A 26,444-nucleotide genomic window follows, 5' to 3' on the forward strand; every position below is an offset into this window, starting at 1 on the left:
TAGCCCTCGTCGCTAGGGCATGGCATGCTATCTATTTTGATTTTTTCTTGGTTTTAGCTTTCGCTATCAACTTGGGCGCTGGATCGGGGTTGGGCACCAACTCCTGCACCGCTCCGCCAGCGCCAATTGGCACCAGGGCGTCTTTGGGCGCATCCAACAAACCGGGCTGGGGATTGCGTTCCATGGCTTGGGCCACCAGCAATTGGTCAGGGTTCATGCACTCATCAGCCAAGCGCTTGCCCTCTTTCTGGTTCATTAGCATGGACTTGTTACCCAGCTGCAGCCAAACGGCGCCGCTAGCTTCTTCTTCGAGCCGGACAGCGCCGGTGCTGGTCACCACGGGCAATAAAACATAGTGCTTGCTGCCCATGTCCAGGAAGAAACGCCCTGGCGAACGCTCGTCATTCGTCATCGTCACTACCACTGCCAATTCGCAATTGATCTTGCCGACCAGTACGTTGCTGGCAATGGCCATTTGCTGGGGCGACAGGGCCGCCGGCGCCAGCAATTCGGGCTCCACAGGCTTGGCAGGTGCAGCAGCGGTTACTTTGACGGCTGCCTTGTTCGCTGGCTTGCCGGCCGCAAATGCTGGAACGGCCAAGGCCACTGCCAACAGCAGCAAACCCGATATGGATTGTTTTTTCATGGAGATAAACCTCACTATTTTCTAATGGCCCCGGGACGGGAAATACATACGCACAGGCTCCGGTACGAAGCAACCGGTTTGGTTGGCCCGCTCCAGCAGGTGCCAAAAATATCGAAAACTGGCACGGTCGTGTAACTTGCCATTGACCGCGATGGGAGCCCATTCGGCAAGGCTGGCCTGCTCTACGATGCGCGCCGCCAATTCAACGTCTGCCGCTGATGGCGTAAAAGCCTGCAGAATGGGTCGTATCTGGGACGGATGGATGCTCCACATCCGGGTGTAGCCAAAGGATGCCGCCGCCGTGTGTGCCGAACGCTCAACGACGCCGGCGTCACGCAATTCTGTCACCACGCAGTGCGACGGCACTTTGCCCGCGGCATGGCAGGCGCTGGCGATGTCCAGTTTGGCCCGCACGACCAACGGGTGGTGGAACTGGTCCAGCGTTTCGCCATCCGCTTGATCGCGCACGCCCATGGCCGTGTGGGGAATCGCGCCCGCATGGGATGACACAAAATCCATTAATCCAAAGCTCAGGGACTGCACCCTTGGGTGGGCCGCAATCTCAAATGCGCGGTGCACAGCTGCCGGGGATTCGATTAACACATGCAAAGGCAGTTCGCTAGTGCGCTGACCAGGACGAACAGCGGCATCGATAGCAGCCACAGCCGTTTGTACATCGGCCAGCGTTTCGACCTTGGGAACCATGATGTAGCTCAAGGCCTGAGCGGCTCCGCCCACTACGATGTCGACGTCGGCACTAAAGGCCGGGTGGTCTACTGCATGCAGCCGGGCACCTACCCGTCGGCGCAAACCACTTGCTATTAATTGCGTAGCTGTGTGTGTACTATTGGCGAGGGCTGCGACCATATTTGCCTGGTCTTTTTCACCGCCAACAGGGGCTCCGTCTTCACAGTCCAGCGTCACGTCAAAAACACAGACGCCGAACTCTTGCGCCATGTCGGCCTGCAATTGCAGGCTTTTGACCATGCGCGCCTCGACGCCACTGTAATGGTCGCAGACGGGGAGCACGCCCGCCGAACCTTGGGCGCCCAGAAGAACGTTGCGGGGGTGTTGAGCCCCCAGGCTTGGGATTCCATGTACTGCGCTGCCCCCCGATGAGGATGTGCTTGCTCGGGGTGGCCCAGCGCTGTACACGGTCAATTGCCCCTATTTCAGCAGGTGAGCAACGCCGGCTTGCTCGTCTTGCAGCTCTTTCAGCGTGACATTGATGCGCTCTTGCGAGAACGCGTCCACGTCAAGGCCTTCTACCAGCTTGTATTCGCCACCCGAGCAGGTCACGGCAAAGCCGAACATCGTGTCTTTGGGAATACCGTACTGGCCATCCGAAGGAATGCCCATGGTGACCCACTTGCCATTGGTACCCAAGGCCCAATCGCGCATGTGGTCAATGGCAGCATTGGCAGCGGATGCAGCAGACGACACGCCACGGGCTGCGATGATGGCTGCGCCACGCTTACCTACGGTTGGCAAGAAGGTGTTGGCATTCCAGTCGGCGTCGTTGATCATGTCCTTCACGCTTTGACCGTTGACGGTAGCAAACCGGTAGTCAGCGTACATGGTGGGCGAGTGGTTGCCCCACACGGCCATCTTCTCGATGTCGGCCACTGCCTTGCCGGTCTTGTCGGCCAACTGGCTCAGCGCGCGGTTGTGGTCCAGACGCAGCATGGCGGTGAAGTTCTTGCGTGGCAGGTCAGGCGCGCTCTTCATGGCGATCCAGGCATTGGTATTGGCAGGGTTGCCCACCACCAGCACGCGCACATTGCGGCTTGCTACAGCATTCAGAGCCTTGCCCTGCGCCGTGAAGATTTCAGCGTTGACAGCCAGCAACTCGGCACGTTCCATTCCAGGGCCGCGAGGGCGTGAACCGATCAGCAGCGCATAGTCCACATCCTTGAATGCGGTCATGGGATCGCTGTGTGCCTCAATGCCCACCAACAGGGGGAATGCGCAGTCTTGCAATTCCATGATCACACCCTGCAGCGCTTGCTGGGCCTTTTCAACGGGCACTTCCAACAGGCTCAACACCACAGGCTGGTCCTTGCCCAGCATCTCGCCGGAGGCGATGCGAAACAGAATGGCGTATCCAATTTGACCGGCTGCTCCAGTAACGGCAACGCGAACGGGCTTCTTGCTCATGGTGATAACTCCAGGAAGTGATAAAAAAACGGTGATGGTCCGGGGACCCGGGGGGAAGTTGAATCCGTCAGAATGGGACCGAGTTTACCCCTGATTTTGCGGTGAAGTCAATTTGTCTTATGTCTTATATAAGATATGATTGGCGTTCGAATTGAGACTGACTCGAAGCTGACTTTCAAACCTATTTTTCATGTCCGTAACGCCCACTTTTCACGATGACAACCCATCCGCTCCCGCTGCGGAAGGGAGTGGGACCGCGACACTGCAACCAACGCCTGCCTTCAGCCCCCTGTACCAGCAGATCAAGGTATTGATTCTGCAGAGCCTTCAAGCAGGTGAATGGAAACCCAGCACCGCCATCCCCAGCGAGATCGAGCTCGCCGCGCGCTTCAAGGTCAGCCAGGGCACCGTGCGCAAAGCCATCGATGAGTTGGCTGCCGAAAACCTGCTGGTGCGCCGTCAGGGCAAAGGCACGTTCGTGGCCACACACGCTGAGCGCCATGTTCAGTACCGGTTTCTCAAGCTCATCCCCGATAACGGCGACCCCAGCGATGAAGGCCCGGCAGAGCGCCGCATCATCGACTGCAAACGCACCCGCGCATCGGTGGAAGTAGCAAGGGCTTTGGCCATGCACCCCGGTGATGCTGCGTTGCAGGTGCGCCGCGTCCTGTCGTTTGCCGCCGTTCCGACCATACTGGAAGATCTTTGGTTGCCCGCTGCCCCCTTCAAGGGCTTGACAGCCGAGCGCCTGCGAGACTACAACGGGCCCATGTACGCGCTGTTCGAGACCGAGTTTGACGTACGGATGGTGCGTGCAGAAGAAAAAATTCGCGCGGTTGTCCCCGACGCGGAGCAATGCGAATTGCTAGAAATCAGCCCACAAACTCCATTGTTGAGCGTTGAACGCATCGCCTACACCTACAACGATGTGCCGATGGAGCTGCGCCGTGGCCTGTACCTCACCAGTAATCACTATTATCGAAATGCATTAAATTGAAGGGGTTCTTGATGCAAGTCCAATGTCAGCCTGTTGCAGTGCAATAGAATTTTGCTTTTGCACCCGCAATAATTACAAACGGTTACCTACAGAAAGTCCGCCAATGTCTGAACTCAGCCCCCCCGTCCGCGCCAAGCGGCCTGAATTCCGCAACATCAACGCGTTCAACGACCTGCCGGGCTACCGCTGGCCATTGGCAGCCATCGTTTCCGGCATGCACCGCGCCAGCGGCCTGATCCTGTTTCTGCTGATGCCTTTCATCATCTGGATGTTTGATACCTCTGTGAGTTCTGAGTTTTCCTTTGCGCGCTTCACCTCGATATTTCACAACGGGTTTGGTTTTGTCCCCGGTATTTTGGTCAAGATCGTGGCTCTGGGCCTTATTTGGGCCTACCTGCACCACTTTTTTGCCGGTATGCGCCATATTCGCATGGATATGTTTCATACCGTAAGCAAAGTACAAGGCAAAACAACCGCGCAAATCGTCTTGGTGTTGAGCTTGGGCCTCACCCTTGTGCTGGGCGCCAAGTTGTTTGGCCTTTACTAAGCCCCGGCATTTCCCGTTTTCTCATCTTCACAGGAACTACCCATGTCTGTTAACTTTGGCACCAAACGCCTGGTCGTTGGCGCACATTACGGTCTGCGCGATTGGCTGGCACAACGCGTCACCGGTGTGCTGATGGCACTTTTCACCTTCGTTGTGTTGGCCCAGGTTCTCCTGACCAAAGGCCCACTGGGCTACGACCAATGGGCTGGAATTTTCTCCGCCCAGTGGATGAAAACTCTCACTTTCGCCGTCATCGTCGCCATGCTGTACCACGCATGGGTCGGTATGCGCGAAATCCTGATGGACTACGTCAAACCCACGTCCGTGCGCCTGACACTGCAAGTTTTTTCTATCGTCTGGCTCGTGGGTTGCGCGGGCTGGGCCATTCAAGTCCTGTGGCGCCTGTAAGCCCAGAACTACCCGACACACACGATTGAACCCACCATGACCTATACCAAAGCCAATATCACCAAGCGCAAATTCGACGTCGTCATCGTCGGCGCCGGCGGCTCCGGCATGCGCGCCGCACTCGAACTCTCCAACGCCGGCCTCAACGTGGCCTCGCTGTCCAAAGTATTCCCCACCCGCTCGCACACCGTGGCAGCCCAAGGCGGCGTGAGCGCCTCGCTGGGCAATATGTCCGAGGACAACTGGCACTACCACTTCTACGACACCATCAAGGGCGGCGACTGGCTCAGCGACCAAGATGCGGTCGAATTCATGTGTCGCGAAGCTCCCAAGGTGGTCTACGAGCTGGAACACTTCGGCATGCCGTTTGACCGCAACCCGGACGGCACCATCTACCAGCGCCCGTTTGGTGGCCACACCGCCAACTACGGCGAAAAGCCTGTGCAACGTGCCTGCGCTGCTGCAGACCGCACCGGCCACGCCATGCTGCACACGCTGTACCAGCAAAACGTCAAAGCCAAGACCAACTTCTTCGTCGAATGGATGGCGCTGGACCTGATCCGCGACGCCGAAGGCGACGTGGTCGGCGTGACCGCGCTGGAAATGGAAACCGGTGACCTGCATGTGCTGGAAGCCAAGACCGTGTTGCTGGCCACCGGTGGCGCAGGCCGCATCTTCGCCGCATCCACCAATGCCTACATCAACACCGGCGACGGCTTGGGTATGGCCGCTCGCGCGGGCATTCCGCTGCAAGACATGGAGTTTTGGCAGTTCCACCCCACCGGCGTGGCCGGCGCGGGCGTGCTGCTGACCGAAGGCTGCCGTGGCGAAGGCGCCATTTTGCTCAACAGCAATGGCGAACGCTTCATGGAGCGCTATGCACCCACCCTGAAAGACTTGGCCCCGCGCGACTTCGTGTCCCGCTCCATGGACCAGGAAATCAAGGAAGGCCGTGGTTGCGGACCGAACAAGGACTACGTGCTGCTCAAGCTTGACCACCTGGGCGCCGACACCATCCACAAGCGCCTGCCCTCGGTGTTTGAGATTGGCGTCAACTTCGCCAACGTCGACATCACCCGCGAACCCATTCCCGTGGTGCCCACCATCCACTACCAGATGGGTGGCGTGCCGACCAATATCCACGGCCAGGTCGTCACCCAGTCCAACGGCGTCGACAACGCGGTGGTCAACGGTTTGTACGCGGTCGGCGAATGCGCCTGTGTGAGCGTGCACGGTGCCAACCGCCTGGGCACCAACTCCCTGTTGGACCTACTGGTATTCGGCAAGGCCGCCGGCCGCCACATCATTGAATTCAATGACAAGCACAAAGAGCACAAGCCCCTGCCAGCCGATGCGGCTGACCGTACGCTTGAGCGCCTGAATCAACTCGAACAGTCGACTGAAGGAACCTATTCGCAAGGATTGGCCGGTGACATCCGCTCGACCATGCAACAACACGCTGGGGTGTTCCGCACCCAGGCCAGCATGGACGAAGGTGTAAAAAAAGTTGCCGCCCTGCGCGAACGCTTGGCAGGTGTGACATTGAAAGACAAGTCCAAGGTCTTCAACACGGCTCGAATCGAAGCGCTGGAAGTTGACAACCTGATCGAAGTGGCCCAGGCCACGATGGTGTCTGCAGCTGCCCGCACCGAGTGCCGTGGCGCTCACACGGTGGACGACTACGAGCACGATGCCGACCACCCCGATTTCCCACTTGGCCGCAACGACAAGGAATGGCTCAAGCACACCCTGTGGTACAGCAAAGGCAATCGCCTGGATTACAAGCCCGTCAACCTTAAGCCCCTGACGGTGGACAGCGTCCCCCCCAAGGTCCGGACATTCTGATACCTTGCAGGACAGATTTTTAGCTCTGTCCTCAACTGACTACGAGAGACCGAATATGACGAAACGTACTTTCTCCATCTACCGCTACGACCCTGATAAGGACGCCAAGCCCTACATGCAGACCATCGAGGTAGAACTCGACGGCCATGAGCGCATGCTGTTGGACGCCCTGATGAAGCTCAAGGAGCAAGACCCTGGTTTGTCCTACCGTCGCTCCTGCCGCGAAGGTGTTTGCGGCTCCGACGCCATGAACATCAATGGCAAGAACGGCCTGGCCTGCTTGACCAACATGAACACGCTGACTGGCACCATCGTTCTCAAACCCCTGCCCGGCCTGCCGGTCATTCGCGACCTGATCGTGGACATGACCCAGTTCTTCAAGCAATACAACTCGATCAAACCCTACCTGATCAACGACAGCCTGCCGCCCGAGAAAGAGCGCCTGCAGTCGCCCGAAGAGCGTGAAGAGCTCAACGGTTTGTACGAGTGCATTCTGTGCGCCAGCTGCTCCACAGCCTGCCCGAGCTTCTGGTGGAACCCCGACAAGTTCGTGGGTCCTGCCGGCCTGTTGCAAGCCTACCGCTTTCTGGCGGACAGCCGTGACGAAGCCACTGGTGCGCGTCTGGACAACCTGGAAGACCCCTATCGCCTGTTCCGCTGCCACAGCATCATGAACTGCGTCGATGTCTGCCCCAAGGGCTTGAACCCCACCAAAGCCATTGGCAAGATCAAGGAAATGATGGTTCACAGAACCATTTAGTGCGCACCATTCATGCAAGACGAAAACCAGCTGTTGGACGAGCGCGGATTGAGCAAGCTCCGATGGCGATGCCGCCGGGGATTGCTGGAAAACGATCTCTTCATCGAACGGTTTTTCGAGCGCTACGCCGAGACACTGACCGTGCGGCAAGCTGGCGCACTGGGTGTGCTGATGGACCTGAGTGATTACGATTTGCTGGATCTGCATCTGGCGCGCAAGACACTGGAGCAAGTGAACCCGGGCCTCGTCCGTGATGATGTGGCTGAAATAGTAAGTATGTTGAGAGAAATCCGTTGAAAGGTCGAAAATGAAGTTAGCTGACAACAAAGCCACCCTGTCATTCAGCAATGGCAGCCCTAGCGTCGAATTGCCGGTTTACCAAGGCAGCGTTGGCCCGGATGTCGTCGATATCCGCAAGTTATATGCCCAAACCGGCATGTTTACCTATGACCCGGGCTTCCTGTCCACGGCGGCCTGCCAGTCCGCCATCACTTACATCGATGGCGACAAGGGTGAGCTGCTGTACCGCGGATACCCCATTGAACAATTGGCCACCAATTGCGACTTCATGGAAACCTGCCATTTGTTGCTGTATGGAAACCTGCCCAATGCAGCTGGCAAGGCTGAGTTCACCAAGCGAGTGTCCAATCACACCATGGTCAATGAGCAAATGCAGTTTTTCCTGCGTGGCTTCCGCCGGGATGCCCACCCCATGGCGATCATGACTGGCCTGGTCGGTGCCCTGTCGGCCTTCTACCATGACAGCACCGACATCAACAATCCCGAGCACCGCGACATTTCAGCGATACGCCTGATTGCAAAAATGCCGACTCTGGTGGCCATGGCCTACAAGTACAGCGTTGGTCAGCCGTTCATGTACCCAAAAAATCATTTGAGCTACGCCGGCAACTTCATGCACATGATGTTTGCGACACCCTGCGCAGAGTACGTGGTAAACCCCGTCATCGAACGTGCGTTGGACCGCATTTTTGTGCTCCACGCTGACCATGAGCAAAACGCGTCCACCTCGACCGTGCGCCTGTGCGGTAGCTCAGGCACCAACCCGTTTGCGGCCATTGCTGCTGGCGTTGCCTGCTTGTGGGGCCCTGCCCACGGTGGCGCCAACGAAGCCTGCCTGAACATGCTCGAAGACATCCAAAAAATGGGTGGCATTTCCAAGGTCGGCCAATTCATGGAGCAGGTCAAAGACAAGAACTCCGGTGTCAAGCTCATGGGTTTTGGTCACCGCGTTTACAAAAACTACGACCCCCGGGCCAAGCTCATGCAAGAAACCTGCAAGGAAGTACTGGCAGCCTTGGGCCTGGAAAACGACCCGTTGTTCAAGCTGGCCATGGCCTTGGAGAAGATTGCGCTGGAAGACGAATACTTTGTGTCACGCAAACTCTACCCCAACGTCGACTTCTACTCCGGCATCGTGCAACGCGCCATCGGCATTCCAGTAGGACTGTTCACCGCCGTGTTTGCTCTGGCACGCACCGTGGGCTGGATTGCACAACTGAACGAAATGATCGGTGACCCAGAGTACAAAATTGGCCGTCCACGCCAGTTGTTCACCGGATCAGTACGCCGTGACGTGCTGCCCATTGCAAAGCGCTAGGTCACACTAAACGCTTCAACGCCCGCCGAACGGCAACGTCGGCGGGTGTTTTGCTTACAGCGCCCAAATCCTCTGGCGCATAAAATTGAAGATTGGCAAGGAAATACCCCAATGGGACGCACACTCTACGACAAGCTCTGGGACGAACACGTCGTCCACACCGAAGAAGACGGCACGGCCGTGCTCTACATCGATCGGCACCTGGTGCATGAAGTCACCAGCCCTCAAGCTTTTGAGGGCCTACGCCAAGCTGGGCGCAAGGTCTGGCGCGTCAGCTCCATCGTGGCGACCGCCGACCACAACACGCCAACAACCGGCTGGGACCTTGGCTACGACGGCATCACCGACCCTACCAGCAAAGAACAAGTCACCACACTGGACAGCAATATCGCTGAGTTTGGCGCAGCTGCGTACTTCCCCTTTCTTTCCCAACGCCAGGGCATCGTGCATGTGATTGGGCCCGAGAATGGCGCCACGTTACCGGGAATGACAGTCGTCTGTGGTGACTCCCACACCTCTACCCACGGTGCCTTTGGCGCTTTAGCGCACGGCATTGGCACCAGTGAAGTTGAGCATGTCATGGCCACCCAGACTTTATTGGCAAAAAAGGCCAAGAACATGCTGGTCCGTGTTGATGGCACCACCGCACGCGGAGTGACCGCCAAAGATATCGTGCTGGCCATCATCGGCAAGATTGGCACTGCCGGCGGTACCGGCTACACCATCGAGTTTGGTGGCTCCGCCATCCGCGCGCTCAGCATGGAAGGCCGTATGACCGTCTGCAACATGGCCATTGAGGCGGGTGCCCGCGCCGGCTTGGTGGCGGTGGACGAGAAAACCATCGACTATGTCAAGGGCCGCCCCTTGGCACCCGGTCACGCAGCAGCCACTGCCACTGCCGCCGCTGTGGAATGGGATCAGGCCGTGACTTACTGGCGCACCCTGCATTCCGATGGTGATGCGCAGTTTGACACCGTTGTCGAACTGGACGCTTCCCAGATCGTGCCCCAAGTCACGTGGGGAACATCACCAGAAATGGTACTGGGCATTGATGGCTGCGTCCCCGATCCGGATAAGGAAAAAGACGCCAACAAGCGTAGCGCCATTGAGCGTGCACTGACCTACATGGGTCTGCAACCCGGCAAGCCCCTGAACGACCTGTTTGTGGACAAAGTGTTCATTGGATCCTGCACCAACAGCCGCATCGAAGACATGCGTGAAGCGGCTGCCATGGTGAAGACACTTGGCCAAAAGGTTGCGAAGAACATCAAACTGGCCTTGGTGGTCCCCGGCTCCGGGTTAGTCAAAGCGCAGGCCGAGGCCGAAGGCCTGCACGAAATCTTCAAGGCTGCCGGCTTTGAATGGCGCGAGCCTGGTTGCTCCATGTGTCTGGCCATGAACGCCGACCGCCTTGACCCAGGCGAGCGTTGCGCTTCCACCAGCAACCGCAATTTTGAAGGTCGCCAAGGTGCGGGTGGACGCACACATCTGGTTAGCCCCGCCATGGCAGCAGCGGCAGCCATCCACGGCCATTTTGTCGACGTGCGCAAATTCAGTTAAACCTGCATTTCAAGGAAGTTACACCATGAAAAATCTGATTACCCTGTTGATTGTCTCCACTGTTTTCCTGCTTAGCGCCTGCAACACGGTCAAAGGCGTGGGCCAGGACATCCAAAAGGCCGGTGAAAAAATTGAAGGTGCCGCCAAAAAATGAAAGCGTTCACCACCCACCAAGGACTGGTGGCACCCATGGACCGCGAGAACGTGGACACGGATGCCATCATCCCCAAGCAATTTCTCAAATCCATCCGGCGCACCGGATTTGGCCAGAACCTGTTTGACGCATGGCGGTATCTGGATGCCGGCTTTCCCGGCCAGGATCCCGCAAGCCGCAAGCCTAATCCCGATTTTGTGCTGAACCAGCCGCGCTACCAGGGTGCTTCCATTTTGCTGGCACGCAAGAACTTTGGCTGCGGCTCCTCGCGCGAGCATGCGCCCTGGGCGCTGGACCAGTACGGCTTTCGCGCCATCATTGCGCCCAGCTACGCCGACATCTTCTTCAACAACAGCTTCAAAAATGGGCTGTTACCCATCGTGCTCAGCGAATCTCAGGTAGATCAGCTGTTCAATGAAGCGCTGGCGTTTCCTGGCTACCAACTCACCATTGATCTGGAGCGCCAGGTCATCGTCAAACCCCAAGGCGAAGAGATCGCGTTTGATGTGCAGGCCTTTCGTAAATACTGCCTGCTCAACGGCTTTGACGACATTGGCCTGACCCTGCGCCATGCCGACAAGATCAAGGCTTTTGAAACCCAACGCCTTACACAAAAACCGTGGTTAGCCCGCGAAATGATTAACTAGGATGCTATGAAAATTGCAGTATTGCCGGGCGACGGCATCGGCACCGAAATTGTGGCCGAGGCCGTCAAGGTTTTGAACGTACTGGGCTTGCCCCTGGAAATGGAAACGGCCCTGGTGGGCGGCGCCGCGTACGAAGCCCACGGTCACCCGCTTCCCGAATCCACGCTCAAGCTCGCCAAGGATGCTGACGCCATCCTGTTCGGCGCGGTGGGCGATTGGAAGTATGACAAGTTGGACCGCCCCCTGCGCCCCGAGCAGGCCATTCTGGGCCTGCGCAAGAATCTGGGCTTGTTTGCCAACTTTCGCCCCGCCATCTGCTACGAGCAATTGGTGGGTGCCTCCAGCCTCAAACCCGAACTGATTTCCGGACTGGACATTTTGATCATTCGTGAACTGACGGGCGACATCTACTTTGGACAACCACGCGGCCGCCGCATTGCTACCGATGGTCACTTCCCCGGTGTCGAAGAAGCGTTTGACACCATGCGCTACAGCAAACCCGAGATCGAGCGCATCGCCCACGTGGCGTTCCAGGCGGCGCGCAAGCGCAAAGCAATGGGCAAAGAAGGGCGCGTTACCAGCGTGGACAAGGCCAACGTACTGGAAACCTTTCAGTTCTGGAAAGATGTAGTAACCGAGGTCGGCCAGCAGTACGCCGATGTAGCGCTGGACCACATGTACGTCGACAACGCGGCGATGCAATTGGTGAGAGAACCCAAGCGTTTTGACGTTGTCGTTACCGGCAACATGTTTGGCGACATACTCTCCGACGAAGCCTCCATGCTCACTGGCTCGATCGGCATGTTGCCGTCGGCCAGCCTGAACGCCAACAACCAAGGACTGTACGAGCCCAGCCACGGTAGCGCACCCGACATCGCGGGAAAAGGTATTGCCAACCCGCTGGCCACCATCCTGAGTGCCGCCATGATGTTGCGCTTTAGCCTGAACCAGGAAGAGGCGGCGCAGCGCATTGAAGCCGCAGTGCAGAAGGTGTTGGCCCTGGGATTGCGTACTGCCGATATTTACAGCGAAGGTACCAGCCGCGTCAGCACGCGTGAAATGGGCGACGCGGTGATCAAAGCGTTGTAATTTCCCTGTAATTGCCGCGTCATTCCAGCCATTACAATCACCACTATGCAAGCCTTCCACTCCACGCACACTCTGGCCCACAAGGTCTGCGGTGCCTTGGGTGCGGGTTTTGTGCTGGTACCTACCCTGGCAACCAAAACGACGACCATTACTGGCTAAACAGCCCAGCTCGTTCGTGCCCCTTCCGGCCAGACGAGCCGGGCAGATGAAATTCACACATTTCGACAATCTGAAAGGGTATTCAAATGAAAGTTGGCAATCTGGTAGGCCTGGTCGGCTGGCGCGGTATGGTTGGCTCGGTTTTGATGGACCGCATGCAGACCGAAGGCGATTTTGCGCTGATTGAGCCGGTGTTCTTCTCAACATCGAACGCCGGTGGCAAGGCACCCGCACAAGCCAAAAACGAAACCACGCTGCAAGACGCGTTCAACATTGACGCTCTAAAGCGCTGCGACATCATCATCAGTGCACAGGGTGGCGACTACACCTCCGAAGTCTTTCCCAAGCTGCGTGCCGCTGGCTGGAATGGCCATTGGATTGACGCAGCCTCCACCCTGCGCATGGAAAAAGACGCCGTGATCATCCTGGACCCGGTCAACATGCCGGTCATTCAGAACGCTCTGTCCAACGGCGGCAAAAACTGGGTGGGTGGCAACTGCACCGTGAGTTGTATGTTGATGGGCGTGAGCGCGTTATACAAAGCGGGTCTGGTTGAATGGATGACCACCCAGACATACCAGGCTGCGAGCGGCGGTGGCGCGCAGCACATGCGTGAACTACTCACGCAATACGGCACACTTAACGCCGAAGTCCAAGCCCTGCTGGACGACCCCAAGAGTGCCATCCTGGAAATCGACCGCAAGGTTATTGCCAAGCAGCGCGCACTCACTTCTGCCGAAACCACCAACTTTGGCGTGCCACTGGGCGGCTCACTCATTCCTTGGATTGACAAAGATCTAGGTAATGGTCAGTCCAAGGAAGAATGGAAAGGCATGGCTGAAACCAACAAGATCATGGGCTTGGGCGAAGGCTTCAGCTCCGCTGCCATCCCTGTGGATGGCTTCTGCGTGCGCGTGGGCGCCATGCGTTGTCACAGCCAGGCACTGACCTTCAAGCTGAACAAGGACGTCCCCGTGGCCGATCTGGAAGCCATGATTGCGGCTGACAACGAGTGGGTCAAAGTCGTGCCTAACACCCGTGAAGCCACCATCCGCGACCTGACACCCGTGGCCGTCACTGGCACCATGACCATTCCCGTGGGCCGCGTGCGCAAGTTGGCGATGGGACCACAATACGTGGGTGCCTTCACCATTGGTGACCAATTGCTGTGGGGAGCCGCAGAGCCATTGCGTCGTATGCTACGAATATTGCTATCCGCGTAATTCACAACCAATTACAGGGAACTATCGATATGGATGGGTCCCTTGTCGTTGTCGAATGGCAACAAAAACCATAGCAGACCCTGTCAAGCAGGGGAGCCACTCAAAGTTAAAAGCTTTCTTAGCTTGTCAGGCTAAGACATTGATGTTAAGGTACTTTTTACGTTTTTAGTGTCGGGCTTTTGGACCGCAATAAAGCATAGTCATTGCTGCTCCCGCGAGCTGCACCGGAGGCATATAAATTGATTGCAAAGTCACATCGTTGGCAAAAGACCGCTATTGCGGCTGCGGCCATTGCGCTACTAGGCCTGTCTACCACGGGAGCTTGGGCGTTGTCGCTAGGCCGCATCACGGTTCAGTCCGCGCTGGGAGAGCCTTTGCGTGCGGAAATTGAAATACCCGACATCAATGCCGAGGAAGCGTCCTCGCTGAATGCAAAAATCGCATCGCCGCAATCCTTCGCCAGTGCCGGGCTGGAATACAACTCGGCCATCGCTAATCTGCAGGCTAGCCTGCAACGGCGCCCTGATGGCCGCGCGTACCTTCGTCTCAGCAGCGACCGCCCCATTAACGACCCCTTTGTCGACATGATCATGGAGGTCAGCTGGTCGTCCGGACGCATTCTGCGGGACTACACCATGTTGTTTGACCCGCCGGTGCTGCGCAGACCCGCAACGCCAGCACCCACACTGGCCCAAATTACGACAGCGCCGTCGTCTGTTAGGGCGCCTGCACCTTCTGCCGCCGAAGCGCCAACACGCCCCACGGCAACACCTCGCCCCGCCGTAACCGCCACACCCGCCAAATCCCCGACAAGCAGTGCGTCTGCGGACGACGCCAAGCGTGTCGTTGTCAAACCAGGAGACACGGCCGGCAAGATTGCTGCCAATATGCGGCCAGCCGGCGTTTCATTGGACCAGATGCTGGTTGCGCTTCTGCGGGCCAACCCCGATGCATTCATCCACAACAACATCAACCGCGTCCGTTCCGGCGCGGTCATGGACGTCCCCACGGCAGATCAGGCACAAGCCGTTTCGGAGTCTGAGGCTACGCAAACCGTCATTGCCCAGAGCAAGGATTTCAATGCATTCCGCCGTAACCTGGCGAGCAATGCGCCAGTTGCAGATGTAGGCACCGCCAGTCGTAAAACCAGCGGCACCATTGACTCCAAGGTCGAAGACAAAAAGGCTGCCGCTGCCACTCCAGACAAGTTGACACTGTCCAAAGGGTCCGTTCAGGCCAAGGCCAACGCGGCCACGATAGCCAAGGAGCGTGGCGAGAAAGAAGCAGCGGGACGTGCTGCGGAAATTTCCAAGAACATCAGCGATTTGAAGAAACTGGGCACTACAGACGTTGCCGCTTCTGCGACCGCACCGACTCCAGTCGCGGCTGCGTCTCAGCCCAAAGCAGCCCCCAGTACTCCCGCACCTACCCTGCCGGTTGCAGTGGCAGCGCCTGAACCATCCATTGTTGCTGCCTCCGCACCCGCATCGTCCGCTGCTTCTGCAGCCGTGGTCGCGCCTGTCTCTGCCCCGGCTTCCACTGCGGTACCCGAACCAATCAAACCCACAGTGGTAGCGCCAGTGCCAGCACCGCAACCCGTGGAGCCAACCGGATTCGTTGACGAGTTGCTGGAAAATCCCATGCTGCCGTATGGCGCTGGTGCCCTGATTGCTTTGCTGGGTGGTTTTGCCTTCTGGCGCGCCCGTCAGAGCAAGAAGAGCCAGTCCCAAATGGACAGCTCCTTCCTGGAGAGCCGCCTGCAGCCGGACTCCTTCTTTGGCGCCAGTGGTGGCCAACGGGTGGATACCAACAACGACAGCGGCAACGCCACCGGCTCGTCCATGGTGTACTCCGCCAGCCAATTGGATGCGGCAGATGATGTTGACCCGGTTGCCGAAGCCGATGTGTACTTGGCCTACGGTCGCGACGTGCAAGCCGAAGAAATTCTGCAGGAAGCTGTGCGCACCAACCCAGGTCGCCTGGCAATCCACACCAAGCTGCTAGAGATATTCGCCAAGCGTCGTGATGCAAGGAGCTTTGAGGCAACCGCCACACAGGCCTACCAACTGACTGGCAATACTGCCCCAGAGTGGAACCGCATCTGTGAAATGGGGCTTGCCTTTGACCCGGCCAATCCACTGTATCAGCCGGGCGGAACGCCCAACTCGTCGATTGGCGACGTGGCAAACAGTGACAACGCGGCTTTTGGTTCCAGCACCATGCCTCAGTCGGCACATGCAGAAATGACCGACTCCGTATCTGGTGTTGACCTCGATCTGGACCTGGACTTCTCGCTGGACGAGGCCCCAAGCAGCGCCATCAGCTCGGTTACTCCAGACACTTTCACCCAGACGGCTGTAGAAACGGTCAAGATGAACGCCGTTGAGGCCCATGAACCACTGGACATGGACTTTGACGTTTCCGGCGCCGCCCCGCTGCACGAACCTACTCCAACACCCGTCTTTGAGGCATCAGCCGTCCCTGAACTGTCCATGGAAGGACTTAACCTTTCAGACGAAGGCCACACCCCACTGCCTGAATTCAATGCCACCACACCGATGCCGGTTGCGGCGGTGACGCCACCAGCCGCAGCGGCAAGCGATTCCGGAATGCTGGAGTTCGACTTGGGTTCATTGTCCCTGGATCTGGACGGCCCCGCTGCAGACGAGGCAACTACTGAAGCGCCTGACAGCACCAGCGAAGACCCCTTGGAAACCAAGTTGGCACTAGCCGATGAGTTTGTTTCCATCGGTGACGAAGACGGCGCCCGCGCGCTGATTGAAGAAGTGGTAGCGGAAGCCACGGGTGATATGCGCGCCAAAGCCCAACGGGCACTGGCCAACCTGAGCTGATTTCCACTCCCAGTGCATTTAGCGTGTGATGCAAGTTTGACCGCGCCGTGAGGGTTGCACTGGGCATCAGCTACAACGGACAGGCCTACCAGGGCTGGCAAAGCCAGACCTCGGGCCTGACCATCCAAGACAAGCTGGAAAAAGCGCTCGGCAAGTTCGCGGCCCAACGGGTGAGCACCCTGTGCGCTGGCCGAACCGACTCTGGTGTACACGGCATCATGCAGGTCGTGCATTTCGACACCGGGCTTGAGAGGGACATGCACTCCTGGGTTCGCGGGACCAACGCCAATCTGCCGCGTGATATCGCCGTGCAATGGGCCGTGTCAACACCCGATGCTTTCCATTGCCGCGCGTGTGCTACATCGCGTCGCTACGCCTATGTGCTGTACGAATCCCCCATCCGCCCCAGCGTGGACCATGGACGCGTAGGCTGGGCGTTCCGCAGTCTGGACGGGCACGCCATGCAGCAAGCGGCCGACCTGCTGCTGGGTGAACACGACTTTTCGTCTTTTCGGGCATCACAGTGCCAGGCTCTAACTCCGGTCAAACATCTGATGGAAATCAGCATGAGCAAACGGGGGGCTTACTGGCGCATCGAATTTGAAGCCAACGCCTTTTTGCACCACATGATTCGCAACATCATGGGTTGCCTCGTATTCATTGGCCAAGGCAAGAAGCCTGTCAGCTGGATGAGCGACGTACTGCTTGCACGCGACCGCCGTGTCGCTGCTCCCACCTTTTCTCCCGATGGGCTGTACTTTCTCGGCCCACGCTATGACCCGAAATGGGGCCTTCCTGACCGAAACGCTGCGTATGATGGCCTACCATGAGAACCCGAATCAAAATCTGCGGCCTGACCCGCGAGCAAGACGTGGATGCAGCCGTGGCAGCCGGAGCAGACGCGATTGGCTTTGTGCTGTACGCCAAAAGTCTGCGTGCGGTCAGCCTGGCGCGCGCTGCTGAACTGACCCGGCGTCTACCCCCCTTCGTCACCCCCGTGCTGCTGTTCGTCAACGAAACTGCTACAGAAGTGATAGCTGCATGTTCAATAATTAAGAGGGCTATCGTCCAATTTCATGGTGATGAAAGTCCGCAGGATTGCCTAGCGGCAACAGAAAACGGTGCCCGCCCTTACCTGCGCGCCGCCCGTATTCCGCTGGGTGATGGCGCGGCCGCCTTTGACCTCGTAAAATACGCCAACGATTACTCTCACGCCCAAGCCATCCTGCTCGACGCCCATGTCGACGGATTTGGCGGTGGCGGCAAGGCATTCAATTGGTCACTGCTTCCTCCAAACGTCAACGCTCACCTCGTCTTGAGTGGTGGACTCACACCTGCAAACGTGGGCGATGGAATCGCGCAACTTCGGCTGCGCGGTAAGACGCTGGCAGTTGATGTGAGTTCGGGTGTGGAAGCCACGGACTCCCAGGGCAAGCCCCAAAAGGGCATCAAAGACCCCGAAAAAATCGACCAGTTCATCGCGGCCGTCAGGGCCGCCGATGCACAATTTCACAGACCCGCGGACTAGACCCTTGCATGCTGTGCCGGGTCTGTCCCCTCCCAGGAAACGACCATGTACGAATACCACCAACCGGACCCGACCGGCCACTTCGGAAAATACGGCGGCAGCTTTGTCTCCGAGACGCTGACCCACGCCATCAATGAACTAAAAGACGCCTACGCCAAATACCAGCACGACCCCGAATTTCTACGGGAATTTGAATACGAGCTAGCCCACTTTGTCGGCCGCCCCTCCCCGGTCTACCACGCGGCCCGTACCAGCCGCGAAATGGGTGGTGCGCAAATCTTCTTGAAGCGCGAAGACCTCAACCACACGGGTGCCCACAAGATCAACAACGTGATCGGCCAGGCCATGCTGGCCAAGCGCATGGGCAAGCCGCGCATCATTGCCGAGACTGGCGCCGGCCAGCACGGCGTGGCCACCGCCACCATCTGCGCCCGCTACGGCCTGGAATGCGTGGTCTATATGGGCAGCGAAGATGTCAAGCGCCAAAGCCCCAATGTGTACCGCATGAAGCTGCTCGGTGCCACCGTGGTCCCGGTGGAAAGTGGCAGCAAGACACTGAAAGACGCCCTGAACGAGGCCATGCGCGACTGGGTCGCCAATGTGGACAACACTTTCTACATCATCGGCACCGTGGCCGGCCCGCACCCCTACCCCATGATGGTGCGTGACTTCCAGAGCGTGATTGGCAATGAATGCCTGGTGCAGATGCCCGAGATGCTGGCCGCCGCTGGCTGCAAGACGGAGCAACCTGATGTGGTACTGGCCTGCGTAGGTGGCGGGTCAAACGCCATGGGCATCTTTTACCCTTACATTGAACACGAAAAAACCCGATTGATTGGCGTAGAAGCCGCAGGCGAAGGCTTGGACAGTGGCAAACACTCTGCCAGCATCCAGCGCGGCAGCCCTGGCGTCTTACATGGCAACCGCACCTATGTGCTGCAGGACGACAACGGCCAGGTGACCGAAACGCACAGCGTGAGCGCCGGGCTGGACTACCCCGGTGTTGGCCCAGAACATGCGTTTCTGGCAGACATCGGCCGCGCCGAATACGTGGGCATCACCGACGCCGAAGCGCTCGAAGCGTTTCACTATTTGTGCCGCACCGAAGGCATCATCCCTGCGCTGGAATCCAGCCACGCGGTTGCCTATGGCATGAAGCTGGCCAAAACCATGCGTACCGACCAAAGCATTCTGATCAACCTCTCGGGCCGTGGTGACAAAGACATTGGTACCGTAGCCGACTTGAGCCATGGCGAATTCTTCTGTCGTCCCAGTTGCACTGGGCAATCAGTCAAGGGAAATATACCTGTAGCCCTCGTTCAGTCTACGTTTACTGCTATTAAGGTAGTAGCATGAGCCGCATTGCCACCACCTTCGAACAGTTAAAAGTCCAGGGCCGCAAAGCGCTGATTCCTTTTGTAACCGCCGGCTACCCGTTTGCCGACGTCACCCCCGAACTGATGCACGCCATGGTGGCCGGCGGCGCCGATGTGATCGAGCTGGGCGTTCCCTTCTCCGACCCCAGCGCCGACGGCCCGGTCATCCAGAAGGCGGGCGACAAGGCCCTGGCTTTTGGCATCGGTCTGGTGCAGGTGTTGGCCATGGTGCGGGAATTCCGCAAGACCAACACCACAACGCCCGTCGTGCTGATGGGCTACGCCAACCCGGTGGAGCGCTATGACCAAAAGCACACCGCATCCAGCGGAAAAGGCAGCGCCTTCGTGCAGGACGCTGCTGCTGCCGGCGTGGACGGCATACTCATCGTGGACTACCCACCCGAAGAGTGCGAAGCCTTCGCCGCCGACCTGCGCGCCCACGGCATGGACCTGATCTTTTTGCTGGCCCCCACCAGCACGGACGAACGCATGCAGCAAGTGGCGCGTGTTGCCAGCGGCTATGTGTACTACGTGTCGCTCAAGGGCGTAACCGGCTCCGGCGCGCTGGATGTGGGCGCGGTGGAGGCGATGCTGCCCCAAGATTCGCCAGCACATCAGCACCCCGGTGGGCGTGGGCTTTGGCATCCGCGATGCGGCTACGGCCCGCACCATTTCGCGCGTGGCCGATGCGGTGGTGATCGGCAGCAAGATCATCCAGTTGCTGGAGAACGCGCCGCGAGACAAGGTGTCGGCTGTGGCGCAAAACTTTTTGAGCGAGATTCGGGGGGCGCTGGACGCGGGGTGATTGGTGGTGCGCGCTGCCGACCCAGCGGCACAGCACGGGCGACCCTATTGCGTGGGCCCTGCGGGCTGCCCTGTGGTGCTCAGGCCCATCGGGGTCTGGCTAAACTCGCCCTGCGGGCTCAAACAACGCCAGCCCTGATCCGATCGGCCTTGCGCGCCTCGGCCACGCAGAAGGGATCGCCCGCGCCGCACCGCTGGATCGGCTGAGGTGGTTGGCGAGCGGATAGAACCCAATACAGTTGCGGGAAAAATGTGAGCCATAGCAAATGCAAATGAGTAAGCTTCTGTCACGACACCACACGAGTCCGCTGCGGAGTCTATTGCTATTTTGAGTGAGCAGTCCACGCCTGCGAGGGCTACAACCAAATTAACTACCGTCTTAACCAGGTATCCGCATGGAAATCCGGTCCAAATTGCGCTATACCTGTTGATTCTCTGATACGGCTCGCTTTTTTTGTCTGCTTACTTCCTACTCTTACGAGCGCTGGAGAGATCATGGGTTACTACGAAGCTCAGCCTGATTTTGGCGGGGCCATGAATCGCTTCTGCATTGAGAAAGCACGCGATGGGGAATTCAGCGTAGCTATAGCCACAGCCTATTGTCCGTCGTCAAAGGAATGCATGAACGCCCGAATTGATGGAATTCAGTTCTGGGCAAAGCTAAAAAATAATCAACTTACGTATTCCGAAGGATCGGGGTGCTCCCTGAAAGTTAAGTTCGGCAAAAATGGTGCAACCATTTTTCAAAGCGAAACCTGGTGTGGTGATGAACACCCCTATCTTTACGCAGCGGGCAAATACAAGCGTATTTAGTAAACCAGACCGCCATAGCTGCCGGCTGGAATAGGCAAAACAGGTCGGCACACTCAGACCCGCAACATCAGATTTCGGCTTTGGGTCGTATGTAGGGGCCTGGTGGCCCCAAATGTTGGCCACGAGCGCCCAAAGCGCCCAAGACTGCGCTCCGTGCCACCCTTGGGCGCTGCCGAGCAGCGCAGCGGCTGGCGGAAAAAGAGGCTCAGATGTTTGAGCCCGCAGGGCGAGTTTCTGAGCCTCCCGCCGGACGCGAGCAGCGCAGGGTAGTCGCGCCAGCGACCAGCGTCGTAGGGTGGCACGGAGCGCGGCCTCGGGCGCGGCCACGATAGCTCGCGGCAATGTCGGATAATCCGTTATTCTGATGAAAGCCCGCTTGGGCGATGCACTGGAGAGACGTACTTATGAGCTGGCTAGAAAAACTGCTTCCCCCAAAAATTCAGCAAACCGACCCCGCTGACCGTCGCAGCATCCCCGAGGGACTGTGGATCAAGTGCCCCAGTTGCGAATCCGTGCTTTACAAGGCCGATCTGGAGCAAAACCAGAACGTGTGCCCCAACTGCAGCCACCACCACCGCATCGGTGCCCGCGCACGGCTCAACGTGTTTCTGGACAACGAAGGTCGCTTCGAAATTGGCCAGGAAGTGCTACCCGTGGACCCTCTCAAGTTTAAAGACAGCCGCAAGTACCCCGAGCGCCTGAAAGAAGCGCTAGAGAACACCGGCGAAACCGACGCACTGGTGGTGATGGGCGGCGCGGTGCAAGGCATCAGCCTGGTTGCGGCCTGCTTTGAGTTTGACTTCATGGGCGGCAGCATGGGTTCTGTGGTGGGCGAGCGCTTTGTGCGTGGCGTAGAGACCGCCATCGAGCAAAAGGTGCCGTTCCTGTGCTTTACCGCAACCGGCGGTGCCCGCATGCAAGAGGGTTTGCTCTCGCTCATGCAAATGGCCAAGACCAATGCGGCGCTGACCCGGCTGGCCAAGAAGGGGCTGCCTTACATCAGCGTGCTGACCGACCCCACCATGGGTGGCGTGAGCGCCGGTTTTGCCTTTTTGGGCGATGTGGTCATTGCCGAGCCCAAAGCGCTGATTGGCTTTGCCGGCCCGCGCGTGATCGAGTCTACGGTGCGGGTGACCTTGCCAGAGGGCTTTCAGCGTTCAGAATTTCTGCAAACCAAAGGTGCTATCGATTTGATCTGCGACCGGCGCGAACTGCGCAAGACTGTGGCCAACACGCTGGCCATGTTGCAACGGCAACCGGCTGACGCAGTCATTTAATCGGTTGGGGACAGCGCTAAAGGTCTGTCCCGCAAGGTCTCACAAAGCCACCAACACGGCAGCCTGCACATTGCCCAGCACAATGCCGGCAATTTGCAGGAGCACCAGCAACACCAGTGGCGACAGGTCAATACCCCCGGTTAGCGGCACAACGCGCCGGATGGGTGCCAACAGCGGCATCACCAATCGCTCCAGAAAATCGGCGGCCATGGACTGGGTTTGCACCCACGACAACACCGCATAGATGATGACCAGCCCGGTCAAGCCCAAAATGGACATGCGCACCAGGCCAAATGCAGCCAGAACCACCAGCGTCAGCAGGCTGCCGCCCATGCCGGCGATCGCCCACAAAATCACAAACTGCAGCAGTTGAATCAGGAACGCTGCCACCAGGCTGGCCGTGTCCACACGTCCGGCGGCTGGCAGCACCCGGCGCAAGGGCAATACCAGCCAGTCGGTCAGCGCAAATATAAATTTGGCCAGGGATTGCCCGAGCGCGCGGACATGGGAATGCGCTGGTACTGCATATACAGCCGCAACAAACAGGTACCAGCAATCAGGCCAGCGGCCACTTCCAGTAAAAGCGAGATGATTTGGTAGAGCATGGTGTCCAATCCAGTGAGCGCCAGCATCATAGCCGCAGCGCTGTGGCGACTAGAATCTAGGGCTCTGGCCGCCTTTTTTTGGCCCTCCCCAAACCGCAAGCAGACACCACCCCGCGCACTTCCATGACTGACCACACAGCACCCGCCCCCCAGGACGAAAATCAACTCATTCTGGAACGCCGCGAAAAACTCAAGGCCATTCGCCAGCAGCAGGCAGACGGCAAGGGCGTGGCATTTCCCAACGACTACAAGCCCAGCCACAAGGCCGAGGCCCTGTTTGCCGAATTTGAGACCAAGACCACCGAAAAGCTGGAGGCCCTGGGCGCCACTGCCAAGGTGGCCGGCCGCATGATGCTCAAGCGCGTCATGGGCAAGGCCAGTTTTTGCACGCTGCAAGACGCATCGTTTGGCACGACCGGCGGGCGCATCCAGATTTATGTCAAGGGCGAGGACGTGGGAGCCGACCTGTACGCCGCATTCAAGCACTGGGACCTGGGCGACATCGTGGCCGCCGAAGGCCGGGTGTTCAAGACCAAGACCGGTGAGTTGTCTATCCACGCCACCAGCGTGCGGCTGTTGACCAAGAGCCTGCGCCCCATGCCGGACAAATTTCACGGTATGGCCGACCAAGAGACCAAATACCGCCAACGCTATGTCGATCTGATGACCGATGTGGAAGCCCGCAAGCGCTTTGTGGCGCGCAGCAAGGCCGTCAGCGCGCTGCGCGACTTTATGGTGGCGCACGACTTTTTGGAAGTCGAAACGCCCATGCTGCACCCCATTCCCGGCGGTGCCAATGCCAAGCCTTTCAAGACCCACCACAACGCGCTGGACCAAGAAATGTTCTTGCGCATTGCGCCCGAGCTGTACCTCAAGCGCCTGATCGTCGGCGGCTTTGACCGGGTGTTCGAGATCAACCGCAACTTCCGCAACGAAGGCATCTCGGTGCGCCACAACCCTGAATTCACGATGATGGAGTTCTACGCGGCGTATTGGAATTACCAAGACCTGATGGACTACACCGAAGCCCTGATCCGCGACGCCGCCCAACGCGCCACAGGCTCGCTGCAACTCACCTACGCTGGCAAGCCGGTAGACCTGAGCCAACCTTTTGAGCGCCTGACCATTGTGGAAGCCATCCGCAAATACACCGACGCGGGCGACAACGTGCTAGATGCCGTGTGGCTGACCAACGCCGTCAAGAAGCTGGGCCTGACCGAAGCCAAGAACCGACTCGAAGGCCGCACGCTGGCCAGCCTGCAAGTGCTGTACTTTGAAGAAACGGTGGAAGAAAAGCTGTGGCAGCCCACCTTCATCATGGAGCACCCCACCGAGATCTCGCCACTGGCCCGCGCCAACGACGACCGCCCCGAAGTGACCGAGCGCTTTGAGCTCTACATCACCGGCCGCGAATTCGGCAATGGCTTTAGCGAGTTGAACGACGCCGAAGACCAGGCCGCTCGCTTCCAGGCCCAGGTCAACGCCAAAGACAGCGGCGACGACGAGGCCATGCACTACGACGCCGACTTTGTGCGCGCACTCGAATACGGCATGCCCCCCACAGGAGGGTGCGGCGTGGGTATCGACCGGCTGATGATGCTGTTGACCGACAGCGCCAGCATCCGCGATGTGATTCTGTTCCCGGCGCTGCGCCGAGAAGCGTGATCACCCACGCCCAGCGCGGGTCGCGCCCCCAAGGCCCTAAATTCTCAGGGCGGCCGCTGTTCAGCTACCGCCCGTCAATACCAGTAGCGAAACCAATAGCATCATCTATTGAGAAGTTTCTACGCGGCTACCCGCCGGAGACGCTGGCGCAGGTGCAGCAGATGCTGGACGAAGGCCGCATGGGACCTTGGCTACTGCAAAAGTACCCCGCCGCGCACGGCGTGCGCACCGACCGTGCGCTTTACGAGTACGTTCAGGCGCTCAAGACCGAACACTTGCGCGGAGCCGATGCGGTGAACAAGGTGGCTTTCGACAGCAAGCTGCAAATCGTCCAGCACGCGCTGGGCACCCACGCCACGGTGTCGCGCGTGCAGGGCAGCAAGCTCAAGGCCAAACGCGAGATCCGCATTGCCTCGCTGTTCAAAGACTGCCCGCCCGAATTCTTGAAAATGATTGTGGTGCACGAACTGGCCCACCTGCGCGAGCGCAACCACGACAAGGCCTTTTACAACCTCTGCACCTACATGGAGCCGGGTTACCACCAGTTGGAATTTGAGGTGCGCCTGTATTTGACACACCTGGATACGGTGGGCACCCGCTGCTGGGCAGCTGTCGACTGCACCGCATAGCACCTGCCGAAAAAACTTCAGGACTGCACTCGGTGACGATGTCATGGTTGAGCAGGTTCATGCGGATGTCCATTGTGTTTTGCGGTGCATGCAGGGTGCACACCAAGGAGGTGTACCACACGCGCGCAAAGTGCCCCGTGTGCCAAGGTGTATTACACCGATGGCACTCGGGGACACTGCTAACGCATTACCACTTCATATCGCCCTTGTTGACCTTGGCGCCAATGTCCAACGCCATGGCCATGCCTGCGTCGGGGTACGCCTTTTGCAGGCTGGCGATTAGCTCAGTGCTGGTTTTGGTAGCGGCGGCGGCCTTCTCAAAGGCCTGCAAATACGTCTTGGTGTAGGCGATAGCGCTGGCATCCACCTTGGTGCCCGCATTCATGTGGCCGGGCACCACCACGACCGGGTTTAACGCTGCCATCTCGTCCAATTGCGCTACCCAGGCACCCCGCTCGGCCACCGTTTGTGTGTCTGCCGTCCACACGTGCAGGTTGCCGAACACGGCGATATTGCCGACGATGGCCTGGATCGACGGAATCCACGCATAAGGACGGTGGGCCAGCACACCTGTGGTGCCGCGGATCTCGATTTTTTCACCATCTACAGTCAATGTGTTGCTGGTCAGCGCCGTGGGCAACACCGGCGTCTTGGGCGCATTGGCACCCATCTTGGGGCTCCAGAAGGCAACTTTGCCAGCCATTTTCGCACTCAGTTTCTCCAGCACGGCGGGCGTGGTCACTACGTTGGCGTGCGGAAAAATCTCCTTCAGCACTTCGGCGCCAAAGTAGTAGTCAGGGTCGGCCTGGCTGACGTAGATGGTGGTCAGCTGCTTGCCGCTGTCCAGCACATTGGCAGCAATGCGTAGCGCGTCGGCACGGGTGAAGCCGGCGTCGATCACTACGGCCTCTTTCTCTCCGTAGACCAGTGTGGAGTTGACATTGAAGCTATTGCCATCGGCGTTGTAGACCTTCAATTGCAAGGGCTGACCCGCTTGTGCTTGGGTGAAGGCGATAGCCAAGGTTGCGGCGATGACGGTGGTGCGGAACATGGTTTGAACTCCAGAAAAAGGCTGTGGTTGGTAT

Annotated in this window: 24 protein-coding genes and 2 pseudogenes; 21 read left to right on the plus strand and 5 right to left on the minus strand. The window is 58.6% G+C overall.

What is annotated here, in order from left to right; genetic code table 11:
- Nucleotides 1–31: 31 nt before the first annotated feature.
- The 3 genes from IPI80_RS09630 to IPI80_RS09640 all read right to left on the minus strand — a co-directional run bounded on the left by IPI80_RS09630 (nucleotide 32) and on the right by IPI80_RS09640 (nucleotide 2,803).
- Nucleotides 32–646, minus strand: coding sequence for a hypothetical protein (locus tag IPI80_RS09630; RefSeq protein WP_413859483.1), 615 nt, complete (start codon nucleotides 644–646; stop codon nucleotides 32–34).
- 21 nt (nucleotides 647–667) lie between these two features.
- Entirely contained in the window at nucleotides 668–1,675 is a 1,008-nt protein-coding gene (locus IPI80_RS09635) for an HpcH/HpaI aldolase/citrate lyase family protein (protein ID WP_413859485.1), read from the minus strand.
- Between the two features lie 138 nt (nucleotides 1,676–1,813).
- Entirely contained in the window at nucleotides 1,814–2,803 is a 990-nt protein-coding gene (locus IPI80_RS09640; RefSeq protein ID WP_413859487.1) for a malate dehydrogenase, read from the minus strand.
- A gap of 190 nt (nucleotides 2,804–2,993) precedes the next feature.
- Between IPI80_RS09640 and IPI80_RS09645 the strand changes: the two genes are divergently transcribed.
- The 19 genes and pseudogenes from IPI80_RS09645 to accD all read left to right on the plus strand — a co-directional run bounded on the left by IPI80_RS09645 (nucleotide 2,994) and on the right by accD (nucleotide 22,460).
- Nucleotides 2,994–3,800, plus strand: a complete 807-nt coding sequence (locus tag IPI80_RS09645) for a GntR family transcriptional regulator (protein WP_413859489.1) — start codon at nucleotides 2,994–2,996, stop codon at nucleotides 3,798–3,800.
- A 103-nt stretch (nucleotides 3,801–3,903) separates the two neighbouring features.
- Nucleotides 3,904–4,347: a succinate dehydrogenase, cytochrome b556 subunit gene (gene sdhC, locus IPI80_RS09650; protein WP_413859491.1), complete on the plus strand. Its 444-nt coding sequence runs from the start codon at nucleotides 3,904–3,906 to the stop codon at nucleotides 4,345–4,347.
- A gap of 42 nt (nucleotides 4,348–4,389) precedes the next feature.
- Entirely contained in the window at nucleotides 4,390–4,755 is a 366-nt protein-coding gene (sdhD, locus tag IPI80_RS09655; protein ID WP_413859493.1) for a succinate dehydrogenase, hydrophobic membrane anchor protein, read from the plus strand.
- A 36-nt stretch (nucleotides 4,756–4,791) separates the two neighbouring features.
- Nucleotides 4,792–6,600 (plus strand): succinate dehydrogenase flavoprotein subunit, encoded by a 1,809-nt coding sequence (gene sdhA / locus IPI80_RS09660; RefSeq protein WP_413859495.1) that lies wholly within the window; start codon nucleotides 4,792–4,794, stop codon nucleotides 6,598–6,600.
- A gap of 55 nt (nucleotides 6,601–6,655) precedes the next feature.
- A complete protein-coding gene (locus IPI80_RS09665) occupies nucleotides 6,656–7,360 on the plus strand; it encodes a succinate dehydrogenase iron-sulfur subunit (protein WP_413859497.1) in 705 nt (234 codons plus the stop codon).
- Nucleotides 7,361–7,372: 12 nt separating this feature from the next.
- Entirely contained in the window at nucleotides 7,373–7,657 is a 285-nt protein-coding gene (locus IPI80_RS09670) for a succinate dehydrogenase assembly factor 2 (RefSeq protein WP_413859499.1), read from the plus strand.
- A 10-nt stretch (nucleotides 7,658–7,667) separates the two neighbouring features.
- The gene (gene gltA, locus IPI80_RS09675; RefSeq protein ID WP_413859501.1) at nucleotides 7,668–8,978 is read left to right on the plus strand and encodes a citrate synthase; all 1,311 of its coding nucleotides are present in this window, start codon (nucleotides 7,668–7,670) and stop codon (nucleotides 8,976–8,978) included.
- A 111-nt stretch (nucleotides 8,979–9,089) separates the two neighbouring features.
- Entirely contained in the window at nucleotides 9,090–10,538 is a 1,449-nt protein-coding gene (gene leuC / locus IPI80_RS09680) for a 3-isopropylmalate dehydratase large subunit (RefSeq protein WP_413859503.1), read from the plus strand.
- Nucleotides 10,539–10,563: 25 nt separating this feature from the next.
- Nucleotides 10,564–10,692, plus strand: coding sequence for an entericidin A/B family lipoprotein (locus tag IPI80_RS09685; RefSeq protein WP_413859505.1), 129 nt, complete (start codon nucleotides 10,564–10,566; stop codon nucleotides 10,690–10,692).
- Nucleotides 10,689–11,339 (plus strand): 3-isopropylmalate dehydratase small subunit, encoded by a 651-nt coding sequence (leuD, locus tag IPI80_RS09690; RefSeq protein ID WP_413859507.1) that lies wholly within the window; start codon nucleotides 10,689–10,691, stop codon nucleotides 11,337–11,339. The genes IPI80_RS09685 and leuD overlap by 4 nt, the downstream gene beginning before the upstream one ends.
- 6 nt (nucleotides 11,340–11,345) lie before the next feature.
- Nucleotides 11,346–12,428 carry a 3-isopropylmalate dehydrogenase gene (leuB, locus tag IPI80_RS09695; protein WP_413859509.1) on the plus strand — a complete coding sequence of 361 codons (1,083 nt, stop codon included), beginning with the start codon at nucleotides 11,346–11,348 and terminating at the stop codon, nucleotides 12,426–12,428.
- Between the two features lie 245 nt (nucleotides 12,429–12,673).
- The gene (asd, locus tag IPI80_RS09700; RefSeq protein WP_413859511.1) at nucleotides 12,674–13,810 is read left to right on the plus strand and encodes an aspartate-semialdehyde dehydrogenase; all 1,137 of its coding nucleotides are present in this window, start codon (nucleotides 12,674–12,676) and stop codon (nucleotides 13,808–13,810) included.
- 239 nt (nucleotides 13,811–14,049) lie between these two features.
- Nucleotides 14,050–16,662 (plus strand): FimV/HubP family polar landmark protein, encoded by a 2,613-nt coding sequence (locus IPI80_RS09705; RefSeq protein WP_413859513.1) that lies wholly within the window; start codon nucleotides 14,050–14,052, stop codon nucleotides 16,660–16,662.
- Between the two features lie 47 nt (nucleotides 16,663–16,709).
- The gene (gene truA / locus IPI80_RS09710) at nucleotides 16,710–17,492 is read left to right on the plus strand and encodes a tRNA pseudouridine(38-40) synthase TruA (protein ID WP_413859515.1); all 783 of its coding nucleotides are present in this window, start codon (nucleotides 16,710–16,712) and stop codon (nucleotides 17,490–17,492) included.
- Nucleotides 17,489–18,190: a phosphoribosylanthranilate isomerase gene (locus IPI80_RS09715; RefSeq protein ID WP_413859517.1), complete on the plus strand. Its 702-nt coding sequence runs from the start codon at nucleotides 17,489–17,491 to the stop codon at nucleotides 18,188–18,190. The genes truA and IPI80_RS09715 overlap by 4 nt, the downstream gene beginning before the upstream one ends.
- 45 nt (nucleotides 18,191–18,235) lie before the next feature.
- Nucleotides 18,236–19,546, plus strand: coding sequence for a tryptophan synthase subunit beta (gene trpB / locus IPI80_RS09720; protein ID WP_413859519.1), 1,311 nt, complete (start codon nucleotides 18,236–18,238; stop codon nucleotides 19,544–19,546).
- Nucleotides 19,543–20,371: pseudogene (trpA, locus tag IPI80_RS09725) on the plus strand (tryptophan synthase subunit alpha). The gene trpB and the pseudogene trpA overlap by 4 nt, the downstream one beginning before the upstream one ends.
- A gap of 494 nt (nucleotides 20,372–20,865) precedes the next feature.
- Nucleotides 20,866–21,183 carry a hypothetical protein gene (locus IPI80_RS09730; RefSeq protein ID WP_413859521.1) on the plus strand — a complete coding sequence of 106 codons (318 nt, stop codon included), beginning with the start codon at nucleotides 20,866–20,868 and terminating at the stop codon, nucleotides 21,181–21,183.
- Nucleotides 21,184–21,587: 404 nt separating this feature from the next.
- Entirely contained in the window at nucleotides 21,588–22,460 is an 873-nt protein-coding gene (gene accD / locus IPI80_RS09735; protein WP_413859523.1) for an acetyl-CoA carboxylase, carboxyltransferase subunit beta, read from the plus strand.
- 39 nt (nucleotides 22,461–22,499) lie between these two features.
- Here the strand turns inward: accD and IPI80_RS09740 are convergent.
- Nucleotides 22,500–23,065 (minus strand): annotated as a pseudogene (locus tag IPI80_RS09740) (YggT family protein).
- A 123-nt stretch (nucleotides 23,066–23,188) separates the two neighbouring features.
- On the opposite strand from IPI80_RS09740, the gene lysS reads away from it, so the two are divergent.
- Both lysS and IPI80_RS09750 read left to right on the plus strand, forming a co-directional pair.
- A complete protein-coding gene (lysS, locus tag IPI80_RS09745; RefSeq protein ID WP_413859525.1) occupies nucleotides 23,189–24,730 on the plus strand; it encodes a lysine--tRNA ligase in 1,542 nt (513 codons plus the stop codon).
- Nucleotides 24,731–24,891: 161 nt separating this feature from the next.
- The gene (locus IPI80_RS09750; RefSeq protein ID WP_413859737.1) at nucleotides 24,892–25,359 is read left to right on the plus strand and encodes a M48 family metallopeptidase; all 468 of its coding nucleotides are present in this window, start codon (nucleotides 24,892–24,894) and stop codon (nucleotides 25,357–25,359) included.
- Nucleotides 25,360–25,546: 187 nt separating this feature from the next.
- Here the strand turns inward: IPI80_RS09750 and IPI80_RS09755 are convergent, their stop codons facing one another.
- A complete protein-coding gene (locus IPI80_RS09755; protein ID WP_413859527.1) occupies nucleotides 25,547–26,410 on the minus strand; it encodes an MBL fold metallo-hydrolase in 864 nt (287 codons plus the stop codon).
- Nucleotides 26,411–26,444: the final 34 nt, after the last annotated feature.

Source organism: Candidatus Aalborgicola defluviihabitans (genome assembly GCF_016705985.1).
GTDB lineage: Bacteria > Pseudomonadota > Gammaproteobacteria > Burkholderiales > Burkholderiaceae_C > Allorhodoferax > Allorhodoferax defluviihabitans.